The organism is Peribacillus sp. ACCC06369, assembly GCF_030348945.1.
GTDB lineage: Bacteria > Bacillota > Bacilli > Bacillales > DSM-1321 > Peribacillus.
Window position 1 is genome coordinate 3,235,071 of sequence record NZ_JAUCEN010000002.1, and the last position, 25,900, is coordinate 3,260,970.

Here is a 25,900-nt window from a genome sequence, read left to right on the forward strand (position 1 = left end):
TGAAATCCCCTTTCCGATTTTCATCTAATATTAGAGTAATAGTGGGAAAAAACACTTTTATCGAAATTCTCCGAAGTTTAAAACCGCAGTGACAAACAGCTCAATCCACCATCCTGCTTTTGAAACTCCGACATGTCCAGCTCAATCGTTTTAAAACCAACTTCATTCAATCGACGGGTCGTCTCATCATATCCCTTCGGAATAATCACATAGTCATTTACGAGGATGCAGTTTGCTGAGTATTCTTCTTCTGCTGAAACCGTGATTTTCTTGTATTGGGCAAAATTTGGATGGTCGAGGAATTCACCTGCTGCAACAATCAAGTCATTTCCTAGGTAGGCTATTCCTGTTTTCAGATGGAAGAACTCTTTTAATGGAACAATCGTCCCTTTATACCCTTCTGATTTTAAAATTTCCTTTAACTGGCGTGCACCTTCCTCGTTTGTACGATTCGAAATACCGATAAAAAATTGATCATCGACTTGAAGGACATCTCCCCCATCTAATGTGCCTGGAGCGTTTATATAGTGAAAATTAGCATAAAAATCCTTCAGAACCGACTCGATTTCTTTTATTTCACTGTTTCTGGAAACATCTCCTGGATTAGTAATGACTGCAAATTCCTGAGTCAGAACGGCGGTATCTTCAACGAATGTTGAATCTGGAAACTCCTCGCTTGCCGGCAAGTGTGTGACTGACACCCCACATTTTTTCAAAGCTTCCACGTAAGAAGCATGCTGTTGCAATACTTTTTCATAATTTGGCGTGCCAAGGTCGGATGTTGTTAATCCATTTACATAGCTTTTTCCTGGTGTTTTTACAATTACATGTTTATACAAAATTAAATCCCCCATCATTTATATTGTACGCACCACAGGGCAAGTTAAACAGGTTGGACCGCCAGTGCCTTTGTAACTGATTTCAGTTCCTTTGTATTCATAAACTGTTGCCCCTGCATCAAGAAGTTTCCGCTTTGTGTAAGCGTTGCCAGAAGACATTACGCAAACCCGAGGAGCAATGGCGAGCACATTGCAGCCTAAGTTCAAGTACTCATCTTCCGGCACTTCGATAAGCTGAATGCCCCGTTCAATAAGTAATTTTCTGAAAAAGACTGGCATTAGGCGAGAATGAACTACCGCTAAATCATGGTCGACCATACTGATGAAAGACATAAGATGGAGACACTCTGCCTCGCCTTGATCATGCGGAAGCTGAACTACGATGAATTCATCCACTAGATGAGCGGTCATTTCTTTTAATTGCCGAATGGCTTCAGCGTTTGTACGATAACCATGTCCGACAACAAGGGTCTTATCATCAAGCCAAACGATATCACCGCCATCCGCGACCGCATCACCCGTTAGATACCCAATGATCGGGATGTTTTTTTCCTTACAAAAATCCTTGTATACATTAGCCTCAGGCTGCCTTAATTCTTTCCCGGACTTTAAAATAATGGCTCCTTCGCTTGCGAATTTTACCGGGTCATGCGCATATAAGGAGTCAATCCCTACTACCGAAGATGCTGGCAAATAATCGATGTTTGGAACATATTTCTCCAAAATGGAAATAAAGTCACCATACTCTTTTAGGGCTTCTTTGAAATCTGGCTCTGACGCAAAGTTAAAGTTCCGCCATGCTTGGCTTAAATGCTCTTGACTGATAAAAGCATCGCTCGGATGTTTTACAATGACACGTTCCAATGGTTTGTACATAGACGAACAATATGTCACTGGCTCTCCCTCCTTTTTCCGCATAACGGAAAACACTTCCGCTAATAGGAATTTTTCTTTAATTATAAAATTATTTTTGTTATAATGTCAATATGTTTTAAATATTCAAATAAATCCTCATGTTATTCAACTTGTGATGAAAGATAGGTGGTTTGTTTATGCAATCTATTGACCGTGCCATGAACGTCATAAAGGTGCTAGTTTCCAATTCATCGGAAAACTGGCTGTCGATTACGGAACTTTCTCAAGAATGTGATCTTCCTGTCAGTTCCATGCATCGTTTGTTAAAAGCAATGTCCAAGCATGGATTAATTCAACAGGACGGACAATCTAAACAATATGGTTTAGGGAATATTTGGCTCGAATATGGTTTGCGTATGTATGACAAAATGGATTACATCAGTCAAATTAGGCCTGAACTGGAAAGGCTGATGAACAAAGTGGAGGAAAGCGTCTATCTTAGCCAGCCAATAGGTATGGAGTCACTCGTTATTGAACGAATCGACAGTGAAAAAAGCCAAATCCGGGTTTATGACCAGCTTGGTTCACGCGTACCTATGCATATTGGAGCTGCCAATAAAGTGATGCTCGCCTATATGCCCTATAATCAAGCGAAAAAAATCGTAGATGTTCTTTTGCCAATTAAAGAAAGAGCAGCATTTTGGGATATATTGCAAGAAACTAAAATGAAAGGACATGGAATCAGTCACAGCGAAAGGACAGAAGGAACATGTTCTGTAGCCGTTCCGATACTTAACCATTTTGGGGAAGTGCACGGGGCAGTGAGCATTGGTTTTGTCAGCTTTAACCTGACAGAAGAAAGACTTGATTTCCTCATTAAGAATGTGATGGAAACCGGCAATCGGGTTTCGTCAAAATTGGGGTATAGGGGTCAATGAATAAAGGAGCAGGGCGGATTAACGGATAAAATGAAAAGAAGATGAATCATTTCATCTTCTTTTCGTTTTATATTAATCGCTGCCTGTCACGAATAAATCTTCTTTAAAATAGGCGAGGACCTCGCCGGCCACCACTGGTTCCCCCTCCAATACCTCCAATGACTCTATCTCCCCGCTGACCCCAATATCAATGATTTCCACACGTCCATCTTCCTTCTTAATCTGAAATAACTGTTCCCATTCGTAAAATCTGGAATTTTTGGATATTGAAATTTTTTCAACCCTGCCATCACATGGACTAAGAATCACATCAACGTACATTTACATCATTCCTTCCTTCAGTATTCTTCAAAATGAAATGGTGATTGTAAGACTAAATCGAGAAAGTTTTGGAACTCAGGTATATCTTCTTGTTCAATGCCCAGGGTTGGAGCCCAGTACTGATCTAAATTAATATCATTGGCACACAGCAGAATCATTCTTCCGCTTTGAATGGAAGTCACCATTGCTTTACCGAAAAACTGGGCCGAATAAACAATGGTCACATCATATCTATAATCTTGTGACAATAAGCAATAATGATGAATAGCCTGGTTTTCTTTATTTTCCGAAAGAATATCAAAATTCAACGGATTGCCCCCTTTCTTGTAAGCACTAATTCGTTCAGAACCTGACCCAACCTCGAAGCCGGGATGCCTCTGCTATTTTGTGAATCCCTTCAATATAAGCAGCTACTTTCATGTTCACGGAATATTTTTGGGAAGTATGGTAGACATTCAAAAAGCTGGCTGTTATTTTTTCCTTCAATCGTTCATCCACAAGCTCTTCCGTCCAGTAATAACCTTGGTTATTCTGGCACCATTCAAAATACGAGACTATCACCCCTCCTGAATTCGCCAAAATATCCGGGACTACCACTATACCTTTTTCATCGAGAATCTTAATCGCTTCTTTTGTTGTCGGCCCATTTGCTGCTTCGATCAGGATTTCACATTTTAATCGTTTTGCATTATCTTTATTTACCACTCCGCTAATAGCTGCAGGAATTAGCACATCACACTCTTTTTCCAATAATTCTTGATTGGATAATGAATCTTTGTATAAATTCGATACGACACCAAAAGAGTCCCTGTTCTCCAAAAGGTAAGGAATGTCTAAGCCATTCGGATCGTATAATCCTCCAAGTTCATCCGCTATTCCGACTATCTTTGCCCCCATTTCATGTAAATACATCGCTAAATGACTGCCGACATTCCCGAATCCCTGGATGATTACCCGCATGCCTTCAATTGGAATCCTCTTTAAATCACTTATCATTTGAAGTGTATATAATACTCCCTTAGAAGTAGCCTTTTCCCGACCTTTCGATCCCCCTAATCTCAGTGGCTTTCCTGTAATAAAGCCGGGTGAGTCGAATTCCCTTATGTGATCGTATTCATCTAGCATCCAGGCCATGATTTGAGAATTCGTATACATATCTGGTGCGGGAATATCCTTTGTAGGTCCCACTATTTGGCTGACTGCCCTGACATACCCTCTGCTTAATCGTTCTAGCTCAGACGAACTCATCTGTCTTGGATCACATACAATGCCGCCCTTTGCCCCTCCATATGGAAGATCGGTTATTCCGCATTTCAAACTCATCCAACCCGCCAAAGCCTTAACTTCTTCAGGTGTGACATCCGGGTGAAAACGAATCCCCCCTTTCGTTGGACCAGCTGCATCATTATGTTGAGCCCGATACCCTTGAAACATCCTTGTCTCCCCATTATCCATTTGAATAGGAATACAGACTTCCAAAAAACGCATTGGCGTTTTTAAAAAGTCAAAAACCAGATCTGGATAGCCCAAAACATGAATGGCTTCTTTTAAGATGTCCTGGAATTCTTGCAGCGGGTTATCCAATTGCCGTTTTTCAATTACCTTAATTTTCCCTGTCATTTTAGCACCTCTCTTTTATTCTTATAAAGTATTAAGCAACTTTCATGCCAGCTTTGAAAACATAGTGTCGATAGTCATATACCGCCATTTGCAATCATCATCGGCACCAGCAATCATCCAGACACATATGTATTAATTCATAGGCAATTCAGGTTTGCATACGTAAAAATGATGATTACATACAAAAAAAGAGCACCCGATAAATGTAAAAACATTCATTGAGTGCTCTTTTTTTTGTTTATCCTGAAAAAGAAAGCTTTGATCTGTAGCAGATGCCAGATGATGGTACAAGTCTAATCAACGGCAGTCAGTCCAAGGAACCGACTGTTAAATTTAAAAGAAAAATACTCAAAATATATATTGAAACTTCTATTTTTCAGCCAACAGGTTTAACTCATCTACAAACCTTTTTGTGATAATTTCCGGGCGAGTAATGGCCGTTCCTACTACGACTGCAAAAGCGCCACTTTCAATAGCTTTTCTAGCATGATCTTTAGTATGAATATGCCCTTCAGCGATGATTGGGATTTTTAAGGCAGAAGAGAGTTTTCGAATAAGGTCATAATCAACTTCTTTTACGTATTTTGTTTCCTCTGTATACCCACACAATGTGGTTGATATTATATCAGCACCGAATTTTTCTGCGATTAGTCCCTCTTCAAAAGTCGCACAATCTGCCATCACTAAAATATTTGGATGCTCACTATGGATTTTTCCTATGATTCTTTCTACCGTTTCTCCATGAGGGCGCTTTCGTTGAGTCCCATCTAAAGCTACGATGGACGCTCCAGCCTCAATAATGCTTATTGCACTTTCATAGGTAGGAGTAATATATACTTCACATTCTTCAATCCATTGCTTGTGAATACCTAATACAGGTAATTTTGTTACCTTTTTAATCGCTTTAATATTTTCAGGCCCGGTAGCCCTAATACCAACTGCGCCTCCTTTTTCTGCAGCCTTGCTTAATGCGCCCATGATATCCGCCCCATACATCGGCCATCCCCTTCTAGCCTGGCACGACACTATCAATCCATTCTTAATAGATTCCAATACGTTTTTTTTATCCATAATTACCACCTAAAGAACTCCTAAGAATTTACCAGCTAATCCTACAATAAAGCAAAGGAAGATTAACCAGTAGATAGCCTTTTGATATTTAAGTAATGCCCATAAGAAACCAAGTGTTAAGAGGAGGGGCAAAAGCCCAGGTAAAATTGAATCAAGAAGTTCTTGCAAATTTATTTCTTTTCCACCAAAGTTCCATTTAGCAGCCACGCCCACTTTAACAAAATTCACTACCATTGATCCTGTTACCATTAATCCTACAATGGTAGCTCCCTGAACAAACTTATTTAGTACATCAGAGTCTTTCATTTTAAGGATTAGGCATATCCCAAACTGGTACCCATAGACAATACCGTAGTAACGAGAAAAAATATTGAGCAAGACGTTTGGTACAATAAATATAATGGGTCCAAGTGAATTTCCATCCAACGCCAAACCAGCGCCAATTGCTGCAAAAATGGTCATAAAAGTTGCTTTAAACACAGAATCACCAATTCCAGAGAGTGGTCCCATCAATGCGGCTTTCGTAGAAGAAATTGTTTCTGAGGTGATGGGATTTCCTTGCGCTCGTTGTTCTTCAAGTGCAAGAGTAACACCAATGATGGCATTGGAAGTATACGGATGGCAGTTAAAAAACTCATTATGACGAACAACCGATTCTTTTAAATCCTGATTATTTGGATAGAGTTTTTTGAGTGCCGGCAATATCGCATAACAGAACCCTAAACTGCCATAACGCTCATAATTTATAGAGGTCATGCTGAAGAAAGAACGCAAGAATGTTTTCATTAAATCTTTCCTTGTCAGAATCGTCGTTTTAGCTGCACTCTGTCGGGAGGAATCACGGGAAATTCCACTATCATTTCCTTTCGTTCCCACTGCTGAAATGCTGATCGCGATTCCAAGACCCAACAAGGCTATCGAAAGTACATTCAGGTCCAAGTAGACTGCCAGAACAAATCCAATTAGGAAAAATGACCAAAACTTCTTGAGGTTCATCATTTTCAGAAGCATGGCCATTCCAATTGCAGGTAGAATTCCTGCTGTAATCTTTAATCCTTCCATAAACCATGAAGGCATAGAGTCTACCAGATTATTTACAAATTCACTGCCAAAATAAATGGCTAAAAAAGTTGGAATGAACATAACTGTAAAAAAAACGATTATTCCAGAAAGGTGTAGCCGTTCTGCCCTTTTTAGATTAAGCTCTTGTAAAGCATTGTCTGCCCGATGCACTAGATAAATATTAAAGTTCCAAGCTAGCATGATTAAAAATTGTGCTAAAATACCGATTGGTAATGCCAGTGCAATTCCAACCTCAGGCTTACCCCCGGCACTAATCGCGAAAATGGTCCCTATTAGACCAGCAATTTGTGCATTAGGAGGCACGCTACCTCCAATCGGTAAGACCCCCATAAACATCAATTCCACACTGGCCCCTACAATCAATCCCGTTTGTAGGTCTCCCATTATTAGTCCTAATAATGGTCCAGCAAAAATGGGACGGCTAATCATCCAATATCCATACCCATAATTTTCGGTCATGAGAATTGCAACAAAAACACTTAACAAAATCGCTGATATTAACTCAATTTCCACTTTTCCTCCCCCTTTTTACACTGACTATCTTTTCGACCATTAAATCTTGCTAAATAAATCAATGGATTTATCATTAGGAGAGGTTCTGATTTCACAAGGGATTCCGTGATCTCTAATCTTGAGAAAAACAGATTTATCTTCTTCATCCAAATAGACTGTTTTACTTATTTCCTGTTTTCCTTCTTTATAGTACATGCCACCTACATTTATAGAAGGCAGAATGATACCTTTTTCAATGAGAGATAAAAGGACTCGAGGACTTTTTACTACGATAAACGTTTTTTCCTGATCAGACCGCTCAACTAGATATTTCACTGCATCTTCGACAGAAAGGATAGCATGTCTTTTCCCCGAAGGTACTGCCAAGCTAAGTAACAAAAGTTGTGTAGGGTCGGTTGCAACGCCATCATCAATTACAATAAATTCTGTGACTTGATAAGCAACACTCCATGAATAAGCAACTTGCCCATGTATGAGCCGTTCATCGATACGGGTAACAACGATACTCATTACAATTCCTCCTTAATATTTATGGGGTTAACTGTAGAGTTTATATAGCTAATGCTCATAGAGGTATTAGCTATAAGCTCTTTGGGACTTACAGGTGAAAGGCAAGATTCAATAACTAAACCTAAATGGAAACCAGCGATTACTTGTACCCGGCTACCTTTTAACACTTGAAGTGTAGCTGCATTACATGGGGTCCCCCCTTTAATATCTGCCAGAATGATTATTTCTTTGTACTGATCCAACAATTGATTGACTGCCGTTTCTAGTTCTCTTGAAAATGAATCTAACGTTACTTGGTCATCCATGCTCAATGCAAAGAGTTGCTTCTGTTTCCCTGCTATAAGCTCTACACAGTCTTTCATAGTCGAAGCTAAATTCCCATGACTTACAAGTAAAATGGCCCGATTCAAACTACCCCCTCCTTATAACAGAATTTTTTGAATATTTACATAAACTTATCTTATGAAAAAAGAATTAAAAAATCAAGGTTTTATTAATAAAACAAGAAATAAAATTTCATTTATGGCATTTTTTTTTGCATTATGTGCAAAATACATTTCATTTATGATATAAATGAAACAATAGGGAGTTTACATCATTTAATAAAATATTTAATGAAGGGGACATATTATGAGCTTAACTTTATTACAAAAAATAAAAGAAAAAGCCGATTCCTTGTCTCGTGCTGAACGGCAAGTAGCCAAATATATATTGGACCATGCAGATTTGGTGCAAACTTACACGATTTCTGAAATATCAATCAACGCAAATGTTTCCCAAGCTAGTGTTGTGCGTTTTTGTAAAAGAATGGGTATAGACAGCTTTAAAACCTTTCAACATACATTAGTAAAAGAAATGAGTTCAAATAATGCCAACATTAATGATTTTTCTTTACTACGTGAAAATGATACTCCCTATCAACTTTTCCAAAAAGTAACTATGAGCAATAAATTTGCTTTAGAATCTTTAGGACAAACTCTGAACAAAAAAGAGTTTGAAAAAGCAGTAGAATGCTTAAGCCAAGCAAAGAAAATTGCATTTTTTGGTGTCGGGGGCTCCTCTACTGCTGCATTGGATGCCAGTAATAAATTCGCTAAACTTGGCGTTACTACAGGAATGAACACTGACTTTCATACAGTGATTTCCTATATTTCCAATTTCACTTCAGAAGATGCATTAGTTCTTTTTTCCACATCTGGCAAAACAAAAGATGTATTGGAGATGGCTACATATGCAAAAAAGATTAACGTACCAGTATTGGCAATAACCGCTTATACAAAGTCTCCTTTATTGAAAATAGCAAGTATACAACTTTGTTTTCCTGACATCGAACATGATCACCGAATCGGTAGTATAGCATCTAGAATCATGCAACTTAACATGGTTGATGCTCTTTACTTAAGTGTTTTTCATCGAATTGATAAACAAACCATAGATAATTATCAAAAAGCACGTGAAGAAATTCTACGTCTAAGAAGATAGCCTGTTTAAGGATGTGTTTTACTACATTTCGTTAAGAGTCGTAAACCATCCTAAACAAACTCATCATACTTGCATGCTAATTTTATATAGTCATGTAATCAAAAATATTTAGTCATGCACATTATTCTTATCTATCACCCTATTAATATTGGTTTCAACTTTGAACACTTTTGCTATATCAGTTACACTCTTCCAGACATATATATTAATTCATAAGCATTTCAGGATTGCATATATAAAAAATGATAATAAAAAAACGCATCCTTTTTAGAATGCGTTTTTCCTTGCAAAGTCTTATAGCTGAATTTCTTCAACTTGATATTGGGGAGGAGCTTTTCGGAATGCCTTTGTGATATATAATAGATAACAAAACCCAATAATAAACCAGCCTGTTCCCATTATTAGTGAACTTGTCTCTAGATTGATCCAGAGAATGCCAATTGCTATAGCTCCGATTAAAGGCATAATTAAGTATTGGATACATCCCTTTATAGTTCGATGCTTCTTTTCACGAATGATAAAATGGCTGATCACTGACAGATTTACAAAGGTAAAGGCCATTAATGCACCAAAGTTGATCAGTGATGTGGCTGTCACTAAATCAAAGAATAAAGCGGACAATGAAATGACCCCAACTATGAGTACATTAATGGCTGGCGTTTTCCACTTAGGGTGAATGAATCCAAACCATTTTTCCGGAAACACTTTATCACGGCCCATAACATACAAAAGCCGGGATACACTGGCATGCGATGCCAGTCCCGATGCTAGCGTATTGACGAGAGTCGTACACAGAAAAATGGATTGAAATAGCTTTCCGCCTACATATAGGGCGATTTCCGGTAACGCAGCATCCGGTTCCTTAAAACGGGATATATCCGGAAAAAAGAGCTGAATGAAGAAAGAAGAGGTAATGAAGATGATTCCACCCCAAAGTGCAGTTAAAAATATCGCTTTTGGAATCGTTTTTTTCGGATCTGGCGTTTCTTCGGATAGTGTCGTCACCGCATCAAAACCCAAAAAGGAAAAACAAAGAATCGTGGCTCCGGTTATTATTGCCGAATAGTCCATTCCCCCATTTACGAAAGGCTTTATTGTAAACACTTCACCCGTACCTTCCCCATTGTGCAAACCTTTGACAACAAGAATGATGAACACTGCCATGATGGCAATCTGAATTAAAACAAATAGCGCATTAAAGTTAGCAAGTACATTGACGCTCCGGAGATTGAGAATGGTGACGATTGCTACGAAAGATACTACCCATACCCATGTTGGGACTCCTGGAAATAATGCTGTGAGATAAATTTTGGTCAACAATGCATTTACCATAGGTAAAAATAGATAATCTAACAACGAAGACCATCCTACCAGGAATCCTAAATGCCGATTAATGGCCTTTTGCGTATAAGTGTAGGCAGAACCTGCAGCAGGAAAAACCTTTACAAGTTTTCCATAGCTAGCGGCTGTAAAAAGCATCCCCACCAATGCCACGATATAAGCAGTCGGCACATGGCCGTCCGTAATCCCAGATACAATACCAAATGTATCAAATACGACCATGGGTGTCATATAAGCTAACCCCATCATAACAATTTGCCATAATTTCAGCGTTCTTTTCAATGTAACCTCATTTTCCACCTATCATTCCTCCTTGCAACCGCTTTCAAATAGTAGGATCAATATTCTTAAATAGATAAATTTCAATACCTCCCTCTTAAAATAATTTCAACTGTATACCTTAATGCAAGTTTTGTGCCAAATGATAATGGTTTACTTCGATAAATGAAATATGCGGGAAATGCACTTAATTTCCCGTATTCTTGACTGCATTGGATTGATTCATAGGAATTAAGTTGTTCAGCATCTTTAAATTGGCGATTCATATTCCCATAAATTATTCGCCCTTGCATATTCCAAGCACATGATACCTGGTTAGAAACCGCAAGAAATCACTACCTGTGACTTGGCATGGTAATTGCATAAATACCTATAAGAGTTTAAAAACTATTAAAGTTATAAGAAAATGGAGGAATACAAAAATGAAATATCCTTTATCCCCTGATGTTAAACCAGAGTTCTGTACGACCGGATCATTTATGCGCTTACCTTCTTCAAGAGAAAATGCCAGATTGGCAGTGGTAGGTTTGCCTTTTGATACTGCTGCTTCCTTCAGGGTAGGAGCCCGGTTTGCACCACAGGCAGTCCGCCAGGCATCCATGACCTTGTTTCCTTATCATCCCATTCAAAAGGTGTTCCCTTTTGACGAATGTAATGCCATTGATATTGGGGATGTTTCAGTGATCCCCCATAATATACACCGAAGCTATGAGTTAATCGAAAAGGCTATGGCAGACTTAATGAAAAATGGGATCATTCCAATAGGCATCGGAGGAGATCATTCAGTAACATTGGCTAATCTAAGAGCTGCCGCAAAAATACACGGGCCAGTTGCACTTCTCCATTTTGATTCACATACAGATACCTGGGATACTTATTATGATGAGAAATATTGGCATGGTTCCCCGTTTATCCGTGCATATGAGGAAGGTTTGCTCCAAACGGATAAAGTTTTCCAGATTGGGATCAGAGGTACGCTCAATCATCCAGGAGATATAGATTCCAGTACCGATCTAGGCTACAATGTGATAACTACGCCCCAGCTGAAGGAAAGAGGAATCGAAGATGTCGTGAAGGAAGTCAAGAAAACCATTGGGGATACACCATGTTTCTTGAGCTTTGATATTGATTTTGTTGATCCATCCTGTGCTCCTGGTACTGGCACTTTGGAGGTTGGCGGTCTAAATAGCTTTGAAACCCTACAGATGGTACGTTCTCTGCAAGGATTCAATTTTATTGGATTCGACCTGGTGGAAGTCCTCCCACCATATGATCCAACACAAATCACATCACTGTTGGCAGCCACCATCATTCATGACTTTGCCAGTTTAGTAGCCTTACAATTAAAAGAAGAACAAAAAAAGGAGAATTTAACCCAAAATAGTTTATAGGATGAAAACTCCAACTTCTAAAGAATGGCCATCCAGGTCGAACTGTTATCGTTACACATTTACCGAGCTAAGTACAAAATAAAAAATCCCTAAAATTCAAAAAGCATCTGCTTGGGTGAAAGCGGATGCTTTTTTTCAATGTCATCTTTTTATATAATCCTGCTATATTCACTGTAAATAATGTCATATCAACTGATTAAAAAGTTAGGCTTCTAGAAAATCCAAGTTTACTTCAGGTCGGATAATGCGTATCTCATCCTGTTTCCGATTTCATAAGGTAAAGACCACAAAAACATCCCATTTGTAAGAATGGGATGTTTTTTCGACACAATGGTGTTCGAATGACCTCTATCCCTTTCAGAGATTTTAAAGAGGGAATGATATGGTTTTAATGCATGACTTGGTTATACTCCATGATTTTTACTGTTTTAAATGGGATGAAACCTTTCTAGATTGAAGAAATTTGCGACACTCCTGCTTAATAACTGACTGCCGAGACACCAAAGATGCTGCGGCGAGGGGGCTTGCGAAAAGGAAGCGGATTTCTGAAAACAACTGGAACGTATTTCAAATAAAAAAACTGCAGGCAAACTCGCTTTTCTTCAAGTTTGTCTACAGTCTTACATGCCGTTAGTTTATTCGTCTGATTCTGCCCCAGGACGATTGGATTGTGTTGGCAGGGTGTCCCAAAAGCCTGCATCAACAGTTTCAATAGAATCATCGGCAAGAGCTCTCACAGCTGCATCCAAAGTGGTTACCGTTTGCTTTATTAGATAACCATTACTTTTTTGTCCAAGTGCTACTGACTCCACATTGTGGTCAGACATACCTCGCATCTCAAATAACAGAGTGGCAATATCATAACGAACAGCTGCACCGTTACGACCTATATTTTCTCCTGAACCGCCATCATATTTACCAATATGGCCCCAACCAGCAGGTTCAATTGAGTTATATACAACAGCACCCAGTTTTTTTGAAGCTTCTAACACTTCTGGCTTTACGTTAGCGTTTGTAGGATAAAGAATGGAACCTGAAACAAGTTCACCATCCGTTTCGCTTAACGTCCCTTGATGATGTAAATCTATCATGTAATCTATATCATATTTCGCAAATACATTTTCGTGTAAAGCTTTTACCTCGACTTGCATTTGATCAGTTTTTTTATCATGCTCACGGTTCAAGTCAATCCCGTTTGCATTTGCCCGGGTTAGATGTCGATCACCTTTTGCTAAATAGTCATCAAGAGGGAAATTAACATCTCCCATTGCCCCATCTGCGTTTAACATAGGGATGATCAGAATATTAACATTGTCCAATAAACCTTTAGTCTTATTCGTGCCTAGATGTTTAATGAATTCGAGTGCACCCTCAGTAGTCAGTTGTTCATTTCCATGCTGTTGAGTTAAAAATAGTATAGTTGGGTTTTTAGGATTTGAAATATACTTAGCTAGGTAAATATCTCTCCCTTTTACCGTTTCCCCGATTACTTCCAGTGCCAATCTTTCTTGTTTAGCATCCTGGGTTTCAAGATAACTTACCAAGCTTTCATATGTATGTAGATTTGAAGTTGTAACTTGACCATTTCCAGCACTTGGGCCATTTCCAACCGCTCCGACTGGTAGCGCAACAGCTGTTACTGCGCTTAAAGTCATTAAACTAGATAATGAAACTGTTAGAACTCTCTTCTTAAGACTCATAAAACCCCTCCTCATTAATTTAACAATTAATATAACCTTATTAATATTCTGACATTTTTAACACTTTGTGTTAATAGTGAAAAATAACTATGTTTCCAACTAATATCATTTATTAAACAATAACCGTTGAAAGGACTTCATTTACAAAGGCGATTCTCTCAAAAAAATGTTCTGCCTGTGTTGTTCCTGAAAGATTTAAGTGAAAAATTCATCGAAACCGATCATGAAGAAAAACCAGGCGGGTATCCGTCTGGTTACTTCAATCCTATACTGGAAGTTAATATAAATATCTTTTCCCACTCAATTTTATTTTTTTTATTGCCTGCCCTCCGTCAGGGGAATTGACTCGTATTGTTCCGGATTTATTTTATATACAGATCCATCAGTAACACCATCAATTATCCCATATAACCCGCTTTCCACTGCTTTAGTAAGCATGCCTTTTTTCTTTTGGCCAAAGGATTGTGTTTGGCCCCTTACTTCAAAGAGTACTGTCCCACTTCCGTTTAAAGCAAAGGCTCCTAGTGCCGTTCCAGGAAGGTTTTGGTTTTGCGGATATAAGGATATATTTCCAAATGGAGAATTACCTTGTTGTTTCATAGCATTGTATACCGCTACATTTAATTGTCTGGAAAAATCATAATTATAGTTTTTTGCATATTTGGCATACGTTTGTCCTGAAGGTGTTCTTGGATCCGGAACAAATTGACCGGAAATCGAGTATGTGACTAAATCATCAGTCCCATCGATTTCATAATAGGGAGCTTGGTGGTGCAAGTCCACAAAAATCTCCACCTTCCCATATTGATTAATTAAAGACTTGTAAACATCACGTGATGCTTGTGATTCAGGTGTTATGAACCAACCGGGGGTGGATGATTTTCCAGGGAAGTCTTTAGCTTGAGGGTTATAATTCAAATCAGGATTAAAGTCACGATTGACATCGAATCCAGGTTTGGACTCATAATCAAATGATTCATTTTTATATGTATAATAGTTCCAAGATGGTTTGGCTCCAGCCAGTTGTGGAAATTGTTCCACGACCTCAGACCAGGTCATATCATTACCCCGACGGTTTAATTCAGCAGCATCCGGATTTATTTTAGGCAAAGCGACAAGGGTAATTTCTTTGCGAATTTTCTCCGCTTCAGGAGAATTGGTCCCCAAAAACTTCAAGATATTCAAGATGGCTTCCGTACCAGTCTTCTCATTTCCATGGATCTCACTTTGAATTAAAACTACTTTTTCACCTGTCCCCACGGAAGCTTTATAGATTTCTCTATTTCTATTGGAATATCCAGCTACATCCACTTTCACTTTACCTTGGCTATCACTTGCAATTTGTTCTAGCTTTTTCCCTAGTTCAGCATGGTCTGTAAAACCTGAAACGGAATAAGTTTGTTGACTAGGTGTTCCTGGGGATGTTTCTTTTGCTGCCAATGTCGGTGCCGCGATACTCGCAGATAAAACGAAAACTCCTAGTGTAGAAACAATTTTTCTGTTTTTCATATTACAACGATCACTCCCTTAAAGTTTTCTTCTGTCCCATTATACAATTTGGCAAAGTAGAAATATGTTGGAATTTGATGTCGTAATATGGCTTTTTTTATGATTCAAGACATAATAGTTGGATGGTTCGCCATTGAAAAAATTCGCAATGCCCTTCCAGCCGAATTTTCATTCAATCTTAAGCGATGAAAAGCAGCAAAAAAAAAAGAGATTGTCAGACATTTTTTATCCTTCTGCTTTTACTCAATTTCCCTCCCCCTATGTACTGGTTTTATTCTATGAAGCATGAAGAACATTGGACTAGACAAGTAACTATTAGATGGGTGCTACGCTCCCTTGTTCAGATCGTGATTACATCCTCTTTTTATGAAAGAAGCCCAATTTTCCAACGTCAAAAAATCCGCGACATGTGTATCACGAATTGTTGCTGATATTGGCTTGTAATAGTCGAATTGATAATTTGTACTACTATAACATCACAGTTAATTCATCGTAGTTCCTTTACATGGCAATAAATTTGTTGACCTGTTTCGATTCGTTTACTGTTTGAGCTTCGGGTATACCTAGCATCGGCATCCACTGGGACATCCAATAATACACCTTAAGCTACTGGGAACCGTCAAAACTACCTATCTTTACATTAGGGCTTCTCTAATTTTTTTCTTATTTTTCCAACTATTAATAATAATAACGGCATAAAAAAACAACTGGTTAAGGAAAAAGGTGTCCAGGCTATAGACATAAAGTTTTGATAATGCACTATATCGGGATGCGAAAAGATTGTAAAAGTGAGAATTAGAAAAGCTAATGGGAAAAGAAGGATTTTGTAATTTTGCAGACCTAGCAATTGAACTAATCCTAAGGCGAGTCCATAGCATATGGTCAACTTAAAATATTCTGTAAAAATCCAAATGAAGGCCACAATGACCTCGACCCTTTCAAAAAAATTACCAATGCCAATCCTCATCCCCAGTTTATAAAAAGGATAGGATAGGGTAGGTTAGTTAACTTCCTCACTGGGATAGGAACTCGAGATTTCAATGCTAACCCCCTCTAATCAAAAGCATGTTAAAAAAATTATTGTAATGATCATTAATTGTTTCAAATTAATTTGGCCATTTGAATAACTTGAACATAAAATGGCCAAAACTAAGGAGTATTAAAAAGGAAGGAACAAACAAAAATGTGAATCTGAATGCCTGCTAGTTTCAAAATTTCATCACATCAATTGATGATTTTAATCCTTTTGTATTCGGTTGGAACGGTTATTTTACATACTCCTTCTCCTTTAGCTGGTTTTGCAAAGCAGGATGCGTGGCTTGCTGCATTATTTGGCACAGGAGTTGCATTAATTTTTGTATGGTTCTTCATTAAAACTTTTTGGATGCCGAATACACCACTTGTAGCATTGAATATATTGTTAGCTGTAGTAGTGATCTTGACAGCTCGCCTTGGTATTGAAATTTTTACACGCACATTGGAAATTTTCTTCATACCTGTTCTAATATTACTTACTATTTTTTTAATTTCTGTCATACCTCAAGCGAATGTTCAAAACATACAGCCAGTATTAGAGAATGACGGTTGCATTAAGGATAAATTGGATATGATCGTAATGAAGTTACGAATGAGGTGATATATTGAAACATAAAATAATCATTATACTTAGTCTGGTTTTTATAGTATTCATGACTGTTTTACTCATCTTTTACCTCATAAAAGATGATTCTTCCCGATGGATGGTAGCTTTAGGGGGAATATTGGTAAGTGCGTTGCCCATTTCATTACTATTTGTAAAAAATAATCCTTTTAACATTCCAATCATAATCGGTTATTATGTTTTTGTTTTCTGTACGACATTTTTAGGGTCAATCGCAAATTTTTATGTGGATTTAAAATGGTGGGACTCTACCCTTCACTTCTACAAGGGTATTTTCGTGGGTTTTGTTGGAATTGCTCTTTATAAAAAATTCATTCCTCAAAAGTCGAGAAAAGATATATCAAGCTGGGTCACCTTTCTTTTTGTACTCTCACTTGCAGTCCTTGCCACTGTCCTTTGGGAAGTCTATGAGTATGTAGGTGATCTAACTTTTACTCATACCATGCAGCGAGGCGGTAATAAGGATACCATGTACGATATAATTTGCGGTCTTATCGGTGGTCTGCTTATCTCCAGTTATTCCTGTATAAAAAAATCAAAATTATAATGATTTGTTGAGGTAATCATATGAATAGAAAGCTAGTTATTTTATTAAGTTTAGTGTATGTCCTTTTCATGGCGGCTTTATCTATCTTTTACTATACAACCGATGAAACATTCAAATCCCTGGTTTCGATAGGAGGAGTGGCATGTGGAGCAATTCCCCTTCTATTGGCCCTATTTACCAAGCTTCAATTCAATCTGCCAATTATCATTTCCTATTTAGTCTTCTTATTCGGTTCACAATATTTAGGATCTATTTTAGGCTGGTATGGTCTGGGGTGGTGGGACACACTCTTACATTTACTAAGCGGATCCCTTCTTGCTTTTACAGGTATTGCTTTATATGAACGTTTAATATACAGAAATGCAGGTAAAGAGATATCTCCTTGGTTTGTCTTTTTGTTTACCCTCTCTTTCTCAGCACTTGGTGGTGTTATATGGGAGATCTACGAATTTGGTTCCGATCAATTATTCGGAATGACATTACAAGGCGGGGGAAATAAAGATACAATGATAGATTTGATCGCGGATACTATTGGAGGTCTTATCATTGCAGTGTGGGCCGGAGTTCGGACAAAGGTTAAGGTAAAGAAAACTTGAAAATTACACTTGGTTTAATCAGATCTTTTTTCTTATTGTTAACGTTTTGCTTCAAAAAAGTTGACTGCATATAAAAAACGACCATCATATGGATGGTCGTTTTTTGTCATTTAAATATGATAGATATGATCTTTTCCGTCGTCATCTCACTATCTACCACGTATGTTCCAGGACGTAATCCGTTGGCCTTGCCTTTCTTTTCAACCTCATCAGAAAACCCATAGGCATTCTTAATGACTTTTGCTTTTTGAAGGTTTTTACCTACATCGATGCTTGTCGAGCCTTTAGACACTGTCAGAACTGTACGGTATATGATTTTTTCTGTTGGTTCTTTTACAGTTTCTTTTTCCGCTTCCGCTTTATCTTTAATTGCCTCTGCTTCAGCAATCTGATCTTCCCATTCTTTTTCGGAATGTATGACATACCCTTCAGAAGCCAGGGACTCTTTCATATCATCTTCCGATAGTTTCTCTGATGTACCGGTCGCTTCACCTGGAACAAAGAAGTACACTCCACCGCACAAACCTGCTGCAACAATAAGGCCTCCGGCAAAGCTGCGCATTGATTTAGATGTCATTGGCCACTTTACTCCTTTCATTCTTCGTTTTAATGTAAGGAGTAAGCAAGTTTTCTATCTCATTTTCTGTCTGTTTTGTTTTCAGTGCGATGCTTTCGAATGAATAGCCTCGCTTATGTAGGTCGAGTACTTCACGCAACAAGCTCCGCTTTTCGGAAGACATTGCAAGAATGCCTGCTTCTTGCACCGTAATTTCAGCATCTATCTCGATGTTCCTGATTTTTTCCTGTAATACATTCATTTCATCCCCAAAAGTGCTAGCAATCTGCTCCAATTGACTGTCCACTTTTACAGAATCCTTTTTAATAAACGATAAAATGAACAGTAAAACTGCTGCACCAAACAAAATGACTAGAGCCCATTCCATCATTCTATGTCCCTCCTTAATCTTTGAAACTATAATCTCGCTTTCTAATTATATATTGATTTGTACCAAAACTCGATTTAAATGAACAAAATACCACAATAGTCACGTATTTATGACAAAAAAAGGCGCGAGATGGCCATCCATAAATATTAATAATGAAAAAACGAAATGTAAGGTTTCCATTTGAGGACTATTTTACCATATTTCATTCATTATTTATACCTTTGTTAAGATATTATGGCAAAGGATATTTGTTTGTCCCTTAACATACTGCCAGTTCCAAATAGAGCCCGGACAATGGAATGGATAATGCCTTGTCCTTAGATAAGTGCTCCAACTTTCAACTGAATTCAAATAATGAGAAAAGCTAAGTATAAGTTTAGCTCATGAAAATAACTGCAGCACCCCTATTAGTCATGGCCCCTGTTGCTTCACCTTCTCTTTTACTTTTCCCTTAAAGGATTCCAAGATGTATATTAAATGACAAATGCATTTCCAAAAGATAAGATTATACTATTAGGTTCCTTTTCCTGTTTCATTAAATAGATGAGATTTTTAATAGCATATACTTTTTGGAGGTAATAAGGAGGAAACAATGAATATTAAAATAAATAAAATACCGGGTTTCATGCAAGCCGAAATCGAACAACTTCAATCATCATTATCCCCATTGTTGAAGAAAAATTTGAAATACGGATTTTTTTCGACGGTGATGATAGGATTTTCCATCATTAACCTTTTTTTCCTTTTATTTAAGAGCGATTCCTTACCCATCTCGAAAACCGCACTTGGAATCTATGCATTGGTGGGAGCTGTAGGATTTGCCCTATTAAAAGAAAACAAGCACAACCAAAAAGAAATAGTGAAAATGAGTCAAAAATATATGTTGGAGAGAATCAAAAAAAGCAACTATTTAACAGATTCCAGAAAAAGTAATTACTTTAAAAGGGTAAATGAGCATCCGCTATCTGCCATGAATGTTTTTATTGAGTTTCTTGCCGAGGAACAACAAAGTAAGAACAAATCCTCACACAATGAGTAAATACAAAAAAAAGTTCGTGAATTTTTATAACTTTATCGGTCGTTGAAATAAGTCAACAAACGATTAGCGCATTAAAAAAACAACTCAACCAGTATGCTCGGGTAGACTTCCGATTCACACTGGTTGGTTGCTTCGCTTTTAAACTTCTACTTATTCGGGCAAGACCACTTTACGATAGATCCCTGCCAAAAAAGATTGAATAAAATATCTTGCAAATTCTCTGTATTAACGTTTCTTAAATGACGTTTATTTCAATTGGGCTGCACAATAATTAGTCATGGAGGTTCTTATCAATAAGTTCATGAAAATAGACTGCAGCATGTTCAGTTGGAGAAAAGATACCATTTGTAAACGCCTGAGAACTTAATCCTTTTTGCAATTTTTCCACAAGTTCAAAATCTTCCTGGCGTACTTGATCAACGAAATTAAAATATTCTTCTTTTTCTATTGTTGTTTTTTCATTAAGGGAATAATCACGATAAATACCTAGCGACGTCTCTGCATCAACAGGAATTACTTGAATGGTATTCACATTTCCGTCTCCTGGATAAACGTTAATCATCATATTTGGCCAAATCCAATAAAAGCGCGCTTGGTCACCTTCAGAATTCTTGCTTGCTGTCATATATTGATAGGTGAATTTGTCGTGTGTCGTTGTGCAAAAGTTCGCTAGATCAAAAGATTTTGCAAAGCCTGGATGAGCAATGGAACAATGGTCACATTCAAGGTAGTTGTCAACAACAGCTTTCCAATTAGCCTTAACTACACGCCGGGTTTCCCTAACTAGTTTTAGAGAATGAAAGAAGTGATACTCTTTCATTTCCTCTAGAAATTCCTGATATGCTTCTGCCAAGGAAGGTGCATTTTTGTCTAGATTGACAAAAATCATAGCATTCTGAACTTCTAAACGAATGGATTTCATACAGCTGTGTACTCCCAATTGATTCGTTTTAAAATTAGGAGCTCTATTTACATTTCCATCTAATTTGAATGTCCATCCATGGTATCCACATTGTAAAACTTTTTTATTTCCTTTATCAGAGTTTTCCACTTTCATTCCACGATGAGGACAAATATTATAGAAAGCACGCAGTTCTCCATCAGTTCCGTGAGAAACGATAATAGGCTCTCCGGCGACATCTAAAGTCAAGAAGTCGCCTACTTTTTCAACTTGACTGGCATGCCCCACCAATATCCAATTTTTCCTAAAAATCTTTTTTCTTTCTTCATTAAATACCTCTGGATCAACATACCGTGAATAAGGTAATGTTGGGCTAAACTGTACATTTTCTTTTTTCGTAGTCATATCGAAAATCCCTCCAGATAATTAGCTAATTTTTTAAAGTTCAACGCTTAATACTTACTATTTTCAATTTCCAGTTATATCCGATCCATATAGACTGTTTTGACCTCTGTATAGAATTCAACAGCACTCTTTCCTTGTTCACGGCTGCCTGCACTTGAATTTTTACATCCGCCAAATGGCATTTGCGGTTCGGTTCCTGCTGTTTCCGAATTGACATGTACAAGACCCACTTCGACATCTTCAATAAACCGTTGAGCAGACGTTAAATTATTCGTACAAATTGCTGCGCTCAATCCATACTCTGTATCATTCGCCATCATAACTGCTTCCTCATAGTTTCCGGCCTTAAAAAGAGCGATGACTGGCCCAAATATTTCTTCCCGTGCAATGCGGGCATGTTGAGGAACATTTTCAAAGATAGCCGGCCTGACATAAAAACCGTTCGCCAATTCCTCTTCTGTCGGAATCTCTCCTCCACACAAAAGCGTCGCTTCTGATTTCCCAGCATCAATCATATCAAGCACACCATCGCGTTGTGATCTAGATACAGCAGGACCGATATATGTTTCTTCATTGAGCGGGTCGCCCACTTTTAATTCTTTCGTACGCGCGACAAGACGTTCACGGAAAGCCTCGTAAATTCCTTCTTCCACAATCACCCTACTAGTTGCTGTGCATTTTTGCCCCGTGGATTTAAAAGCTCCTCCTACAGCAATTTCAACTGCTTTTTCAAGATCAGCATCAGCGAGGACGACGAGCGGGTTTTTCCCTCCCATTTCCACTTGCACTTTCTTCCCATGTCCAATGGCCTGTTTTTGAATTTGCTGACCTACTTGATTCGAGCCGGTAAAAGATATAGCCTTCACATCCGGATGTTCCACCAATGCAGCTCCAATGATGGAACCTCTTCCGAACACACAATTAATGACACCAGCTGGAAGACCGGCTTCATCTAATGCTTTCATCACATGATAGACAGACTTAGGTGTAAGATCAGCCGGTTTAATCACGACTGTATTCCCGTAAATCAGGGCCGGCGCCAATTTCCATACAGGGATGGCAATAGGAAAGTTCCATGGTGTAATCAATCCCACCGGACCGAGCGGAGTGCGAGTAGTGTACAAAAATGTATTGGCATTAGCTGAAGGAATTACTTCCCCAAGTGGCTGCCGAGCTTCAGCAGCATAATATTCAAGTATGCTAGCGGCACGGTTGGCTTCCCCCATCCCTTCCAAGAATGTTTTCCCTTCTTCCTTTATCAAATCCTGACCTACTTCCTGCACATTCTTTTTCAAAATATCAGCTGCTTTCTGCAAGTATGAAGCCCGTTGCTGAAACGACAGTTTTTTCCAATCTGGAAATGCATTTTTTGCGGCTGCAACTGCATCATGTAAATCAGCCGCCGCACTAGATGGAAATTCCCCTAAATTTTCTCCATTATGGGGACTAAGATTTTCCTTATACTCCCCTGTAGTTGGTTCTTGCCATTTTCCATTAATATAATTTAAGTAACGCATACAATTTCCTCCCGCATTCTATTTTTCTACATCTTGATTAAAGATTTGATTATTACTAGAATCTTCTAAAATGAATTCTTCCACATTTGGTTCATACTCGAATTGTGGCACGTTTTCTTTTGTCGGCGTATTAAGAATAATTTCTATTGAACGAAATCATTTTGCTGTTCATTTGATAAGGTAGGCACATCTACCTTCCTTCTCGTATATCTAAAATAGTAAAATATATAGCAAGCAGCGACGAAACCTAATCCCCAATACAACGAAGTGCGCTGTGTCGGATCATATGCCGTGAACACGAAAATACCTAGACACATAAGGATGCAGAGAATCGGGGCAAAAGGGAAGAAAGGTACTCTATACTTCAGATTTTCCACCTTTCCGCCCTCTCTGATATACTGCTTACGGAATCTGTACTGTGCGAACGCAATCGCCATCCAAGTAAGTACCCCTCCAACCCCACTTATAGAAAGTAACACAACAAATAACGTTTCTTCCGCTACTACACTAGTAAGTAACGACAGCAAGGCAAAGAACAGAGTGACGAGTAAAGCGTTAATGGGTACACCGCGCCGATTGAGCTTTCCAAATGAGGAATGTGCCATACCGTTTTGAGAAAGGGAGAAAAGGATCCTGGTACAAGCAAACAGACCCGTATTCCCAACAGAGAGCACCGCCGTCAAAATCACGAAATTCATAATGTCAGCGGCATAAGGAATGCCTACCATTTCAAAAACGGTGACGAAAGGGCTTTCCAGCACCCCAGCTTCTTGCCACGGAACGATAGCCGACAGAACAAAGATTGCTAGAACATAGAAAAGCAGCACACGTATTACGATGTTACGAATCGCTCTCGGAATGCTTTGTTGCGGGTTTTCCGTCTCTCCTGCTGCAACCCCCATGATTTCCGATCCCTGGAATGCGTATACGACCGTCATCATTGATATAAACACACCCGTGAATCCTGTAGGGAATAGTCCATCACCCATAAGATTGGAAAAAAACGGAGCAGGTTGAGCATCCATATGAATCAATCCAAACATTGCGGCCGCACCGATAATTATGAACAGAATAACGGCAAGTACTTTAATCCCTGAGAACCAGTACTCTGTCTCAGCGAAACTTCTCGTTGTTAAAGCATTTATGGTGAACAAAAGTACGGTAAATATCACACACCATATCCATACTGGTATATCAGGAAACCATCTAGTCATGAGCAAACCAGCCGCCACAAATTCCAAGCCTACGTAAAGAGCCCAGCTCAGCCAGTAAATCCAGCCGATGACAAATCCAGTGGCGGGTCCGATAAATTTTGTTGCATGGACCTGAAAGGAACCTGAAACCGGCATCACTACCGATAATTCACCGAGACAAATCATCGCCAAGTACATTAATAAACCACCGACCAAATAGGCAACAATCGCTCCTCCGGGCCCAGCTTCACCGATCGCATATCCTGATCCCAGGAAAAGACCTGTTCCAATTACCCCACCTAAGGAGAGCATGAATAAATGTCTACTCTTCATCGAACGCTGTAATTCCTTTGGCTGATTTTCATGTTTTGTTTCCATGAATGCCCCCCTTTCTGATTGATAAACTGCCCCATACACTGATTAACACAAGTTATAGAGAGTTCCCATTATTCTGAAAATAAAACACATTATTGTGGAGATAAAGCTTCGGAAGGCTCTGCATATTCCAGCAAGTCGCTGATTGTCGGTTTGAATATTTCATAAGCTACATCTCTTTGATATTTATTTTGGTTTTTTGCTTGTGTAAACAAGTGATACGTATTTTTCCTGCATAGTTTTTCGATATCATCAACTACAGATTGTGGATTTGGATTTACTAGTCCAAAAATAACGGCATCATAAAATCTAATCGCCCCAAGGTTCGCAACGAAATCATTGACAACATCAATTCCTCTTTGTTTTATGATTTCGTCTCCCTCTAAAGAAAGGGGGATGTTTGCCGCCTCCACAATTAAGCTTGCTTTTACGCTTTTAGCATTTGATTTGTGGATGACATCCTCTAGTGCGGACGGAATTAATATGTCGCAATCTATATCGAGCCAATCCGTGTTTGCCCTTACATCATAATGCGGTTCAAAAAACTCTTTATCCATTTCTCCGTATGAATTCTTACGATCAATAAGCTTTTGGACATCTAATCCTTCTTCACACGTTACCAAAAGGTTGGCATCAGAAATCCCTACAACTTTATAACCTAACTGGGACATTTTCAATGCACAACTTGCTCCTACACAGCCGAAACCTTGAATGACAACTCTCGCTCCATCTTTTCCGCTTTTAAATTTCCATGCCTCATCTGCCGAAAATGCTACACCATATCCTGTTACGACATCGTTTAAAAACAACCCGTCAATTTTTGTCGTCAAAAGTTCATCAAAGTCTTTTATCCCTTGCAGAACATTCAGATTCTGCTTCATTGATTTCGTAAGAGGTATATCCATACCAAACTCATTGAATATTTTGAGCACATCTTCATATTTGGTACCTAAGTCACTGCCTAAAGATACCCCGATGTCTATATAAGGCATCATCGCAATTAGAAATCTTCTTAATACTGCATACGCGTCTGGCGCTTTATAATCATAGGCAATGCCCGCTTTACAACCGCCTGTCGTCTCGGACTCACAGGCTACATACTTATAAGCCATCGCCTCAGCTAATCTTTCGACCTCTTCTCGTGTAACCGTTGGATGCATTCTTGTACCGCCGCCTGCGTAGCCTTTAACAAAGTTATGCACGACCAGCCACCCTTTTGCATCTGTTTCCGTATCATTCCATTCCACAACTAAATATGGTTTTAACAT

General features: G+C 38.6%; 25 protein-coding genes and 1 pseudogene. 7 read left to right on the forward strand and 19 right to left on the reverse strand.

All coding sequences use genetic code 11. The features are described from left to right. Nucleotides 1-77 precede the first annotated feature (77 nt). Nucleotides 78-842 carry a dimethylarginine dimethylaminohydrolase family protein gene (locus QUF78_RS16485; RefSeq protein WP_483313889.1) on the reverse strand — a complete coding sequence of 255 codons (765 nt, stop codon included), beginning with the start codon at nucleotides 840-842 and terminating at the stop codon, nucleotides 78-80. 15 nt (nucleotides 843-857) lie between these two features. Beyond that, complete coding sequence (locus QUF78_RS16490) at nucleotides 858-1,715, reverse strand: dimethylarginine dimethylaminohydrolase family protein (RefSeq protein WP_289327337.1); 858 nt, start codon at nucleotides 1,713-1,715, stop codon at nucleotides 858-860. Nucleotides 1,716-1,891: 176 nt separating this feature from the next. On the opposite strand from QUF78_RS16490, the gene QUF78_RS16495 reads away from it, so the two are divergent. Continuing rightward, nucleotides 1,892-2,632: an IclR family transcriptional regulator gene (locus QUF78_RS16495; RefSeq protein WP_289325525.1), complete on the forward strand. Its 741-nt coding sequence runs from the start codon at nucleotides 1,892-1,894 to the stop codon at nucleotides 2,630-2,632. A gap of 72 nt (nucleotides 2,633-2,704) precedes the next feature. Here the strand turns inward: QUF78_RS16495 and QUF78_RS16500 are convergent, their stop codons facing one another. From QUF78_RS16500 to QUF78_RS16530, 7 genes are all read right to left on the reverse strand, one after another. Further along, nucleotides 2,705-2,953 carry a biotin/lipoyl attachment domain-containing protein gene (locus QUF78_RS16500; protein WP_289315922.1) on the reverse strand — a complete coding sequence of 83 codons (249 nt, stop codon included), beginning with the start codon at nucleotides 2,951-2,953 and terminating at the stop codon, nucleotides 2,705-2,707. Nucleotides 2,954-2,970: 17 nt separating this feature from the next. Further along, a complete protein-coding gene (locus QUF78_RS16505) occupies nucleotides 2,971-3,261 on the reverse strand; it encodes an SAV0927 family protein (protein WP_289315921.1) in 291 nt (96 codons plus the stop codon). Between the two features lie 34 nt (nucleotides 3,262-3,295). After that, nucleotides 3,296-4,573, reverse strand: a complete 1,278-nt coding sequence (locus QUF78_RS16510; protein WP_289325526.1) for a Glu/Leu/Phe/Val family dehydrogenase — start codon at nucleotides 4,571-4,573, stop codon at nucleotides 3,296-3,298. Nucleotides 4,574-4,942: 369 nt separating this feature from the next. Beyond that, on the reverse strand, nucleotides 4,943-5,644 hold the full coding sequence (locus QUF78_RS16515) for an N-acetylmannosamine-6-phosphate 2-epimerase (protein WP_289325527.1): 702 nt from the start codon (nucleotides 5,642-5,644) through the stop codon (nucleotides 4,943-4,945). 9 nt (nucleotides 5,645-5,653) lie between these two features. Then, on the reverse strand, nucleotides 5,654-7,240 hold the full coding sequence (locus QUF78_RS16520) for a PTS system mannose/fructose/sorbose family transporter subunit IID (protein WP_289325528.1): 1,587 nt from the start codon (nucleotides 7,238-7,240) through the stop codon (nucleotides 5,654-5,656). A 39-nt stretch (nucleotides 7,241-7,279) separates the two neighbouring features. Beyond that, nucleotides 7,280-7,750, reverse strand: a complete 471-nt coding sequence (locus QUF78_RS16525; protein WP_289325529.1) for a PTS sugar transporter subunit IIB — start codon at nucleotides 7,748-7,750, stop codon at nucleotides 7,280-7,282. Beyond that, nucleotides 7,750-8,160 carry a PTS sugar transporter subunit IIA gene (locus QUF78_RS16530; RefSeq protein ID WP_289325530.1) on the reverse strand — a complete coding sequence of 137 codons (411 nt, stop codon included), beginning with the start codon at nucleotides 8,158-8,160 and terminating at the stop codon, nucleotides 7,750-7,752. The genes QUF78_RS16525 and QUF78_RS16530 overlap by 1 nt, the downstream gene beginning before the upstream one ends. A gap of 217 nt (nucleotides 8,161-8,377) precedes the next feature. Here QUF78_RS16530 and QUF78_RS16535 point away from each other — a divergent pair, with 217 nt between their 5' ends. Further along, on the forward strand, nucleotides 8,378-9,232 hold the full coding sequence (locus QUF78_RS16535; protein WP_289327338.1) for a MurR/RpiR family transcriptional regulator: 855 nt from the start codon (nucleotides 8,378-8,380) through the stop codon (nucleotides 9,230-9,232). Nucleotides 9,233-9,526: 294 nt separating this feature from the next. Here QUF78_RS16535 and QUF78_RS16540 read toward each other — a convergent pair whose 3' ends face one another. Further along, a complete protein-coding gene (locus tag QUF78_RS16540) occupies nucleotides 9,527-10,873 on the reverse strand; it encodes an APC family permease (protein ID WP_289325531.1) in 1,347 nt (448 codons plus the stop codon). Between the two features lie 401 nt (nucleotides 10,874-11,274). On the opposite strand from QUF78_RS16540, the gene speB reads away from it, so the two are divergent. Continuing rightward, the gene (gene speB, locus QUF78_RS16545; protein ID WP_289325532.1) at nucleotides 11,275-12,243 is read left to right on the forward strand and encodes an agmatinase; all 969 of its coding nucleotides are present in this window, start codon (nucleotides 11,275-11,277) and stop codon (nucleotides 12,241-12,243) included. A 635-nt stretch (nucleotides 12,244-12,878) separates the two neighbouring features. Here the strand turns inward: speB and QUF78_RS16550 are convergent. The 3 genes and pseudogenes from QUF78_RS16550 to QUF78_RS27895 all read right to left on the reverse strand — a co-directional run. Continuing rightward, the gene (locus QUF78_RS16550; RefSeq protein WP_289325533.1) at nucleotides 12,879-13,943 is read right to left on the reverse strand and encodes a M14 family zinc carboxypeptidase; all 1,065 of its coding nucleotides are present in this window, start codon (nucleotides 13,941-13,943) and stop codon (nucleotides 12,879-12,881) included. A 315-nt stretch (nucleotides 13,944-14,258) separates the two neighbouring features. Then, nucleotides 14,259-15,452 (reverse strand): M14 family zinc carboxypeptidase, encoded by a 1,194-nt coding sequence (locus QUF78_RS16555; protein WP_289325534.1) that lies wholly within the window; start codon nucleotides 15,450-15,452, stop codon nucleotides 14,259-14,261. Nucleotides 15,453-16,092: 640 nt separating this feature from the next. Next, nucleotides 16,093-16,431: pseudogene (locus tag QUF78_RS27895) on the reverse strand (GerAB/ArcD/ProY family transporter); the annotation flags it as partial. 216 nt (nucleotides 16,432-16,647) lie between these two features. On the opposite strand from QUF78_RS27895, the gene QUF78_RS16560 reads away from it, so the two are divergent. From QUF78_RS16560 to QUF78_RS16570, 3 genes are read left to right on the forward strand one after another with little or no spacing between them, the layout of a single operon-like run. Beyond that, nucleotides 16,648-17,088 (forward strand): GerAB/ArcD/ProY family transporter, encoded by a 441-nt coding sequence (locus QUF78_RS16560; RefSeq protein WP_289325535.1) that lies wholly within the window; start codon nucleotides 16,648-16,650, stop codon nucleotides 17,086-17,088. Nucleotides 17,089-17,092: 4 nt separating this feature from the next. Further along, a complete protein-coding gene (locus tag QUF78_RS16565) occupies nucleotides 17,093-17,659 on the forward strand; it encodes a DUF2238 domain-containing protein (RefSeq protein WP_289325536.1) in 567 nt (188 codons plus the stop codon). Nucleotides 17,660-17,679: 20 nt separating this feature from the next. Further along, entirely contained in the window at nucleotides 17,680-18,255 is a 576-nt protein-coding gene (locus QUF78_RS16570; RefSeq protein ID WP_289325537.1) for a DUF2238 domain-containing protein, read from the forward strand. A gap of 106 nt (nucleotides 18,256-18,361) precedes the next feature. Here the strand turns inward: QUF78_RS16570 and QUF78_RS16575 are convergent, their stop codons facing one another. Together QUF78_RS16575 and QUF78_RS16580 are read right to left on the reverse strand one after the other, a co-directional pair. After that, complete coding sequence (locus QUF78_RS16575; RefSeq protein ID WP_289325538.1) at nucleotides 18,362-18,832, reverse strand: hypothetical protein; 471 nt, start codon at nucleotides 18,830-18,832, stop codon at nucleotides 18,362-18,364. Beyond that, entirely contained in the window at nucleotides 18,822-19,202 is a 381-nt protein-coding gene (locus QUF78_RS16580; protein WP_289325539.1) for a hypothetical protein, read from the reverse strand. Before QUF78_RS16580 ends, QUF78_RS16575 begins: the two co-directional genes overlap by 11 nt. Nucleotides 19,203-19,794: 592 nt before the next feature. Here QUF78_RS16580 and QUF78_RS16585 point away from each other — a divergent pair. Next, complete coding sequence (locus QUF78_RS16585; protein ID WP_289325540.1) at nucleotides 19,795-20,241, forward strand: DUF5392 family protein; 447 nt, start codon at nucleotides 19,795-19,797, stop codon at nucleotides 20,239-20,241. A gap of 271 nt (nucleotides 20,242-20,512) precedes the next feature. Here QUF78_RS16585 and QUF78_RS16590 read toward each other — a convergent pair whose 3' ends face one another. The 4 genes from QUF78_RS16590 to QUF78_RS16605 form a co-directional block, all read right to left on the reverse strand. After that, nucleotides 20,513-21,547 carry an aromatic ring-hydroxylating oxygenase subunit alpha gene (locus QUF78_RS16590; RefSeq protein WP_289325541.1) on the reverse strand — a complete coding sequence of 345 codons (1,035 nt, stop codon included), beginning with the start codon at nucleotides 21,545-21,547 and terminating at the stop codon, nucleotides 20,513-20,515. Nucleotides 21,548-21,621: 74 nt separating this feature from the next. Next, nucleotides 21,622-23,064 (reverse strand): aldehyde dehydrogenase family protein, encoded by a 1,443-nt coding sequence (locus QUF78_RS16595; RefSeq protein ID WP_289325542.1) that lies wholly within the window; start codon nucleotides 23,062-23,064, stop codon nucleotides 21,622-21,624. Nucleotides 23,065-23,207: 143 nt separating this feature from the next. Further along, nucleotides 23,208-24,635, reverse strand: a complete 1,428-nt coding sequence (locus QUF78_RS16600; protein WP_289325543.1) for an amino acid permease — start codon at nucleotides 24,633-24,635, stop codon at nucleotides 23,208-23,210. 89 nt (nucleotides 24,636-24,724) lie between these two features. Beyond that, complete coding sequence (locus QUF78_RS16605; protein ID WP_289325544.1) at nucleotides 24,725-25,900, reverse strand: Glu/Leu/Phe/Val family dehydrogenase; 1,176 nt, start codon at nucleotides 25,898-25,900, stop codon at nucleotides 24,725-24,727.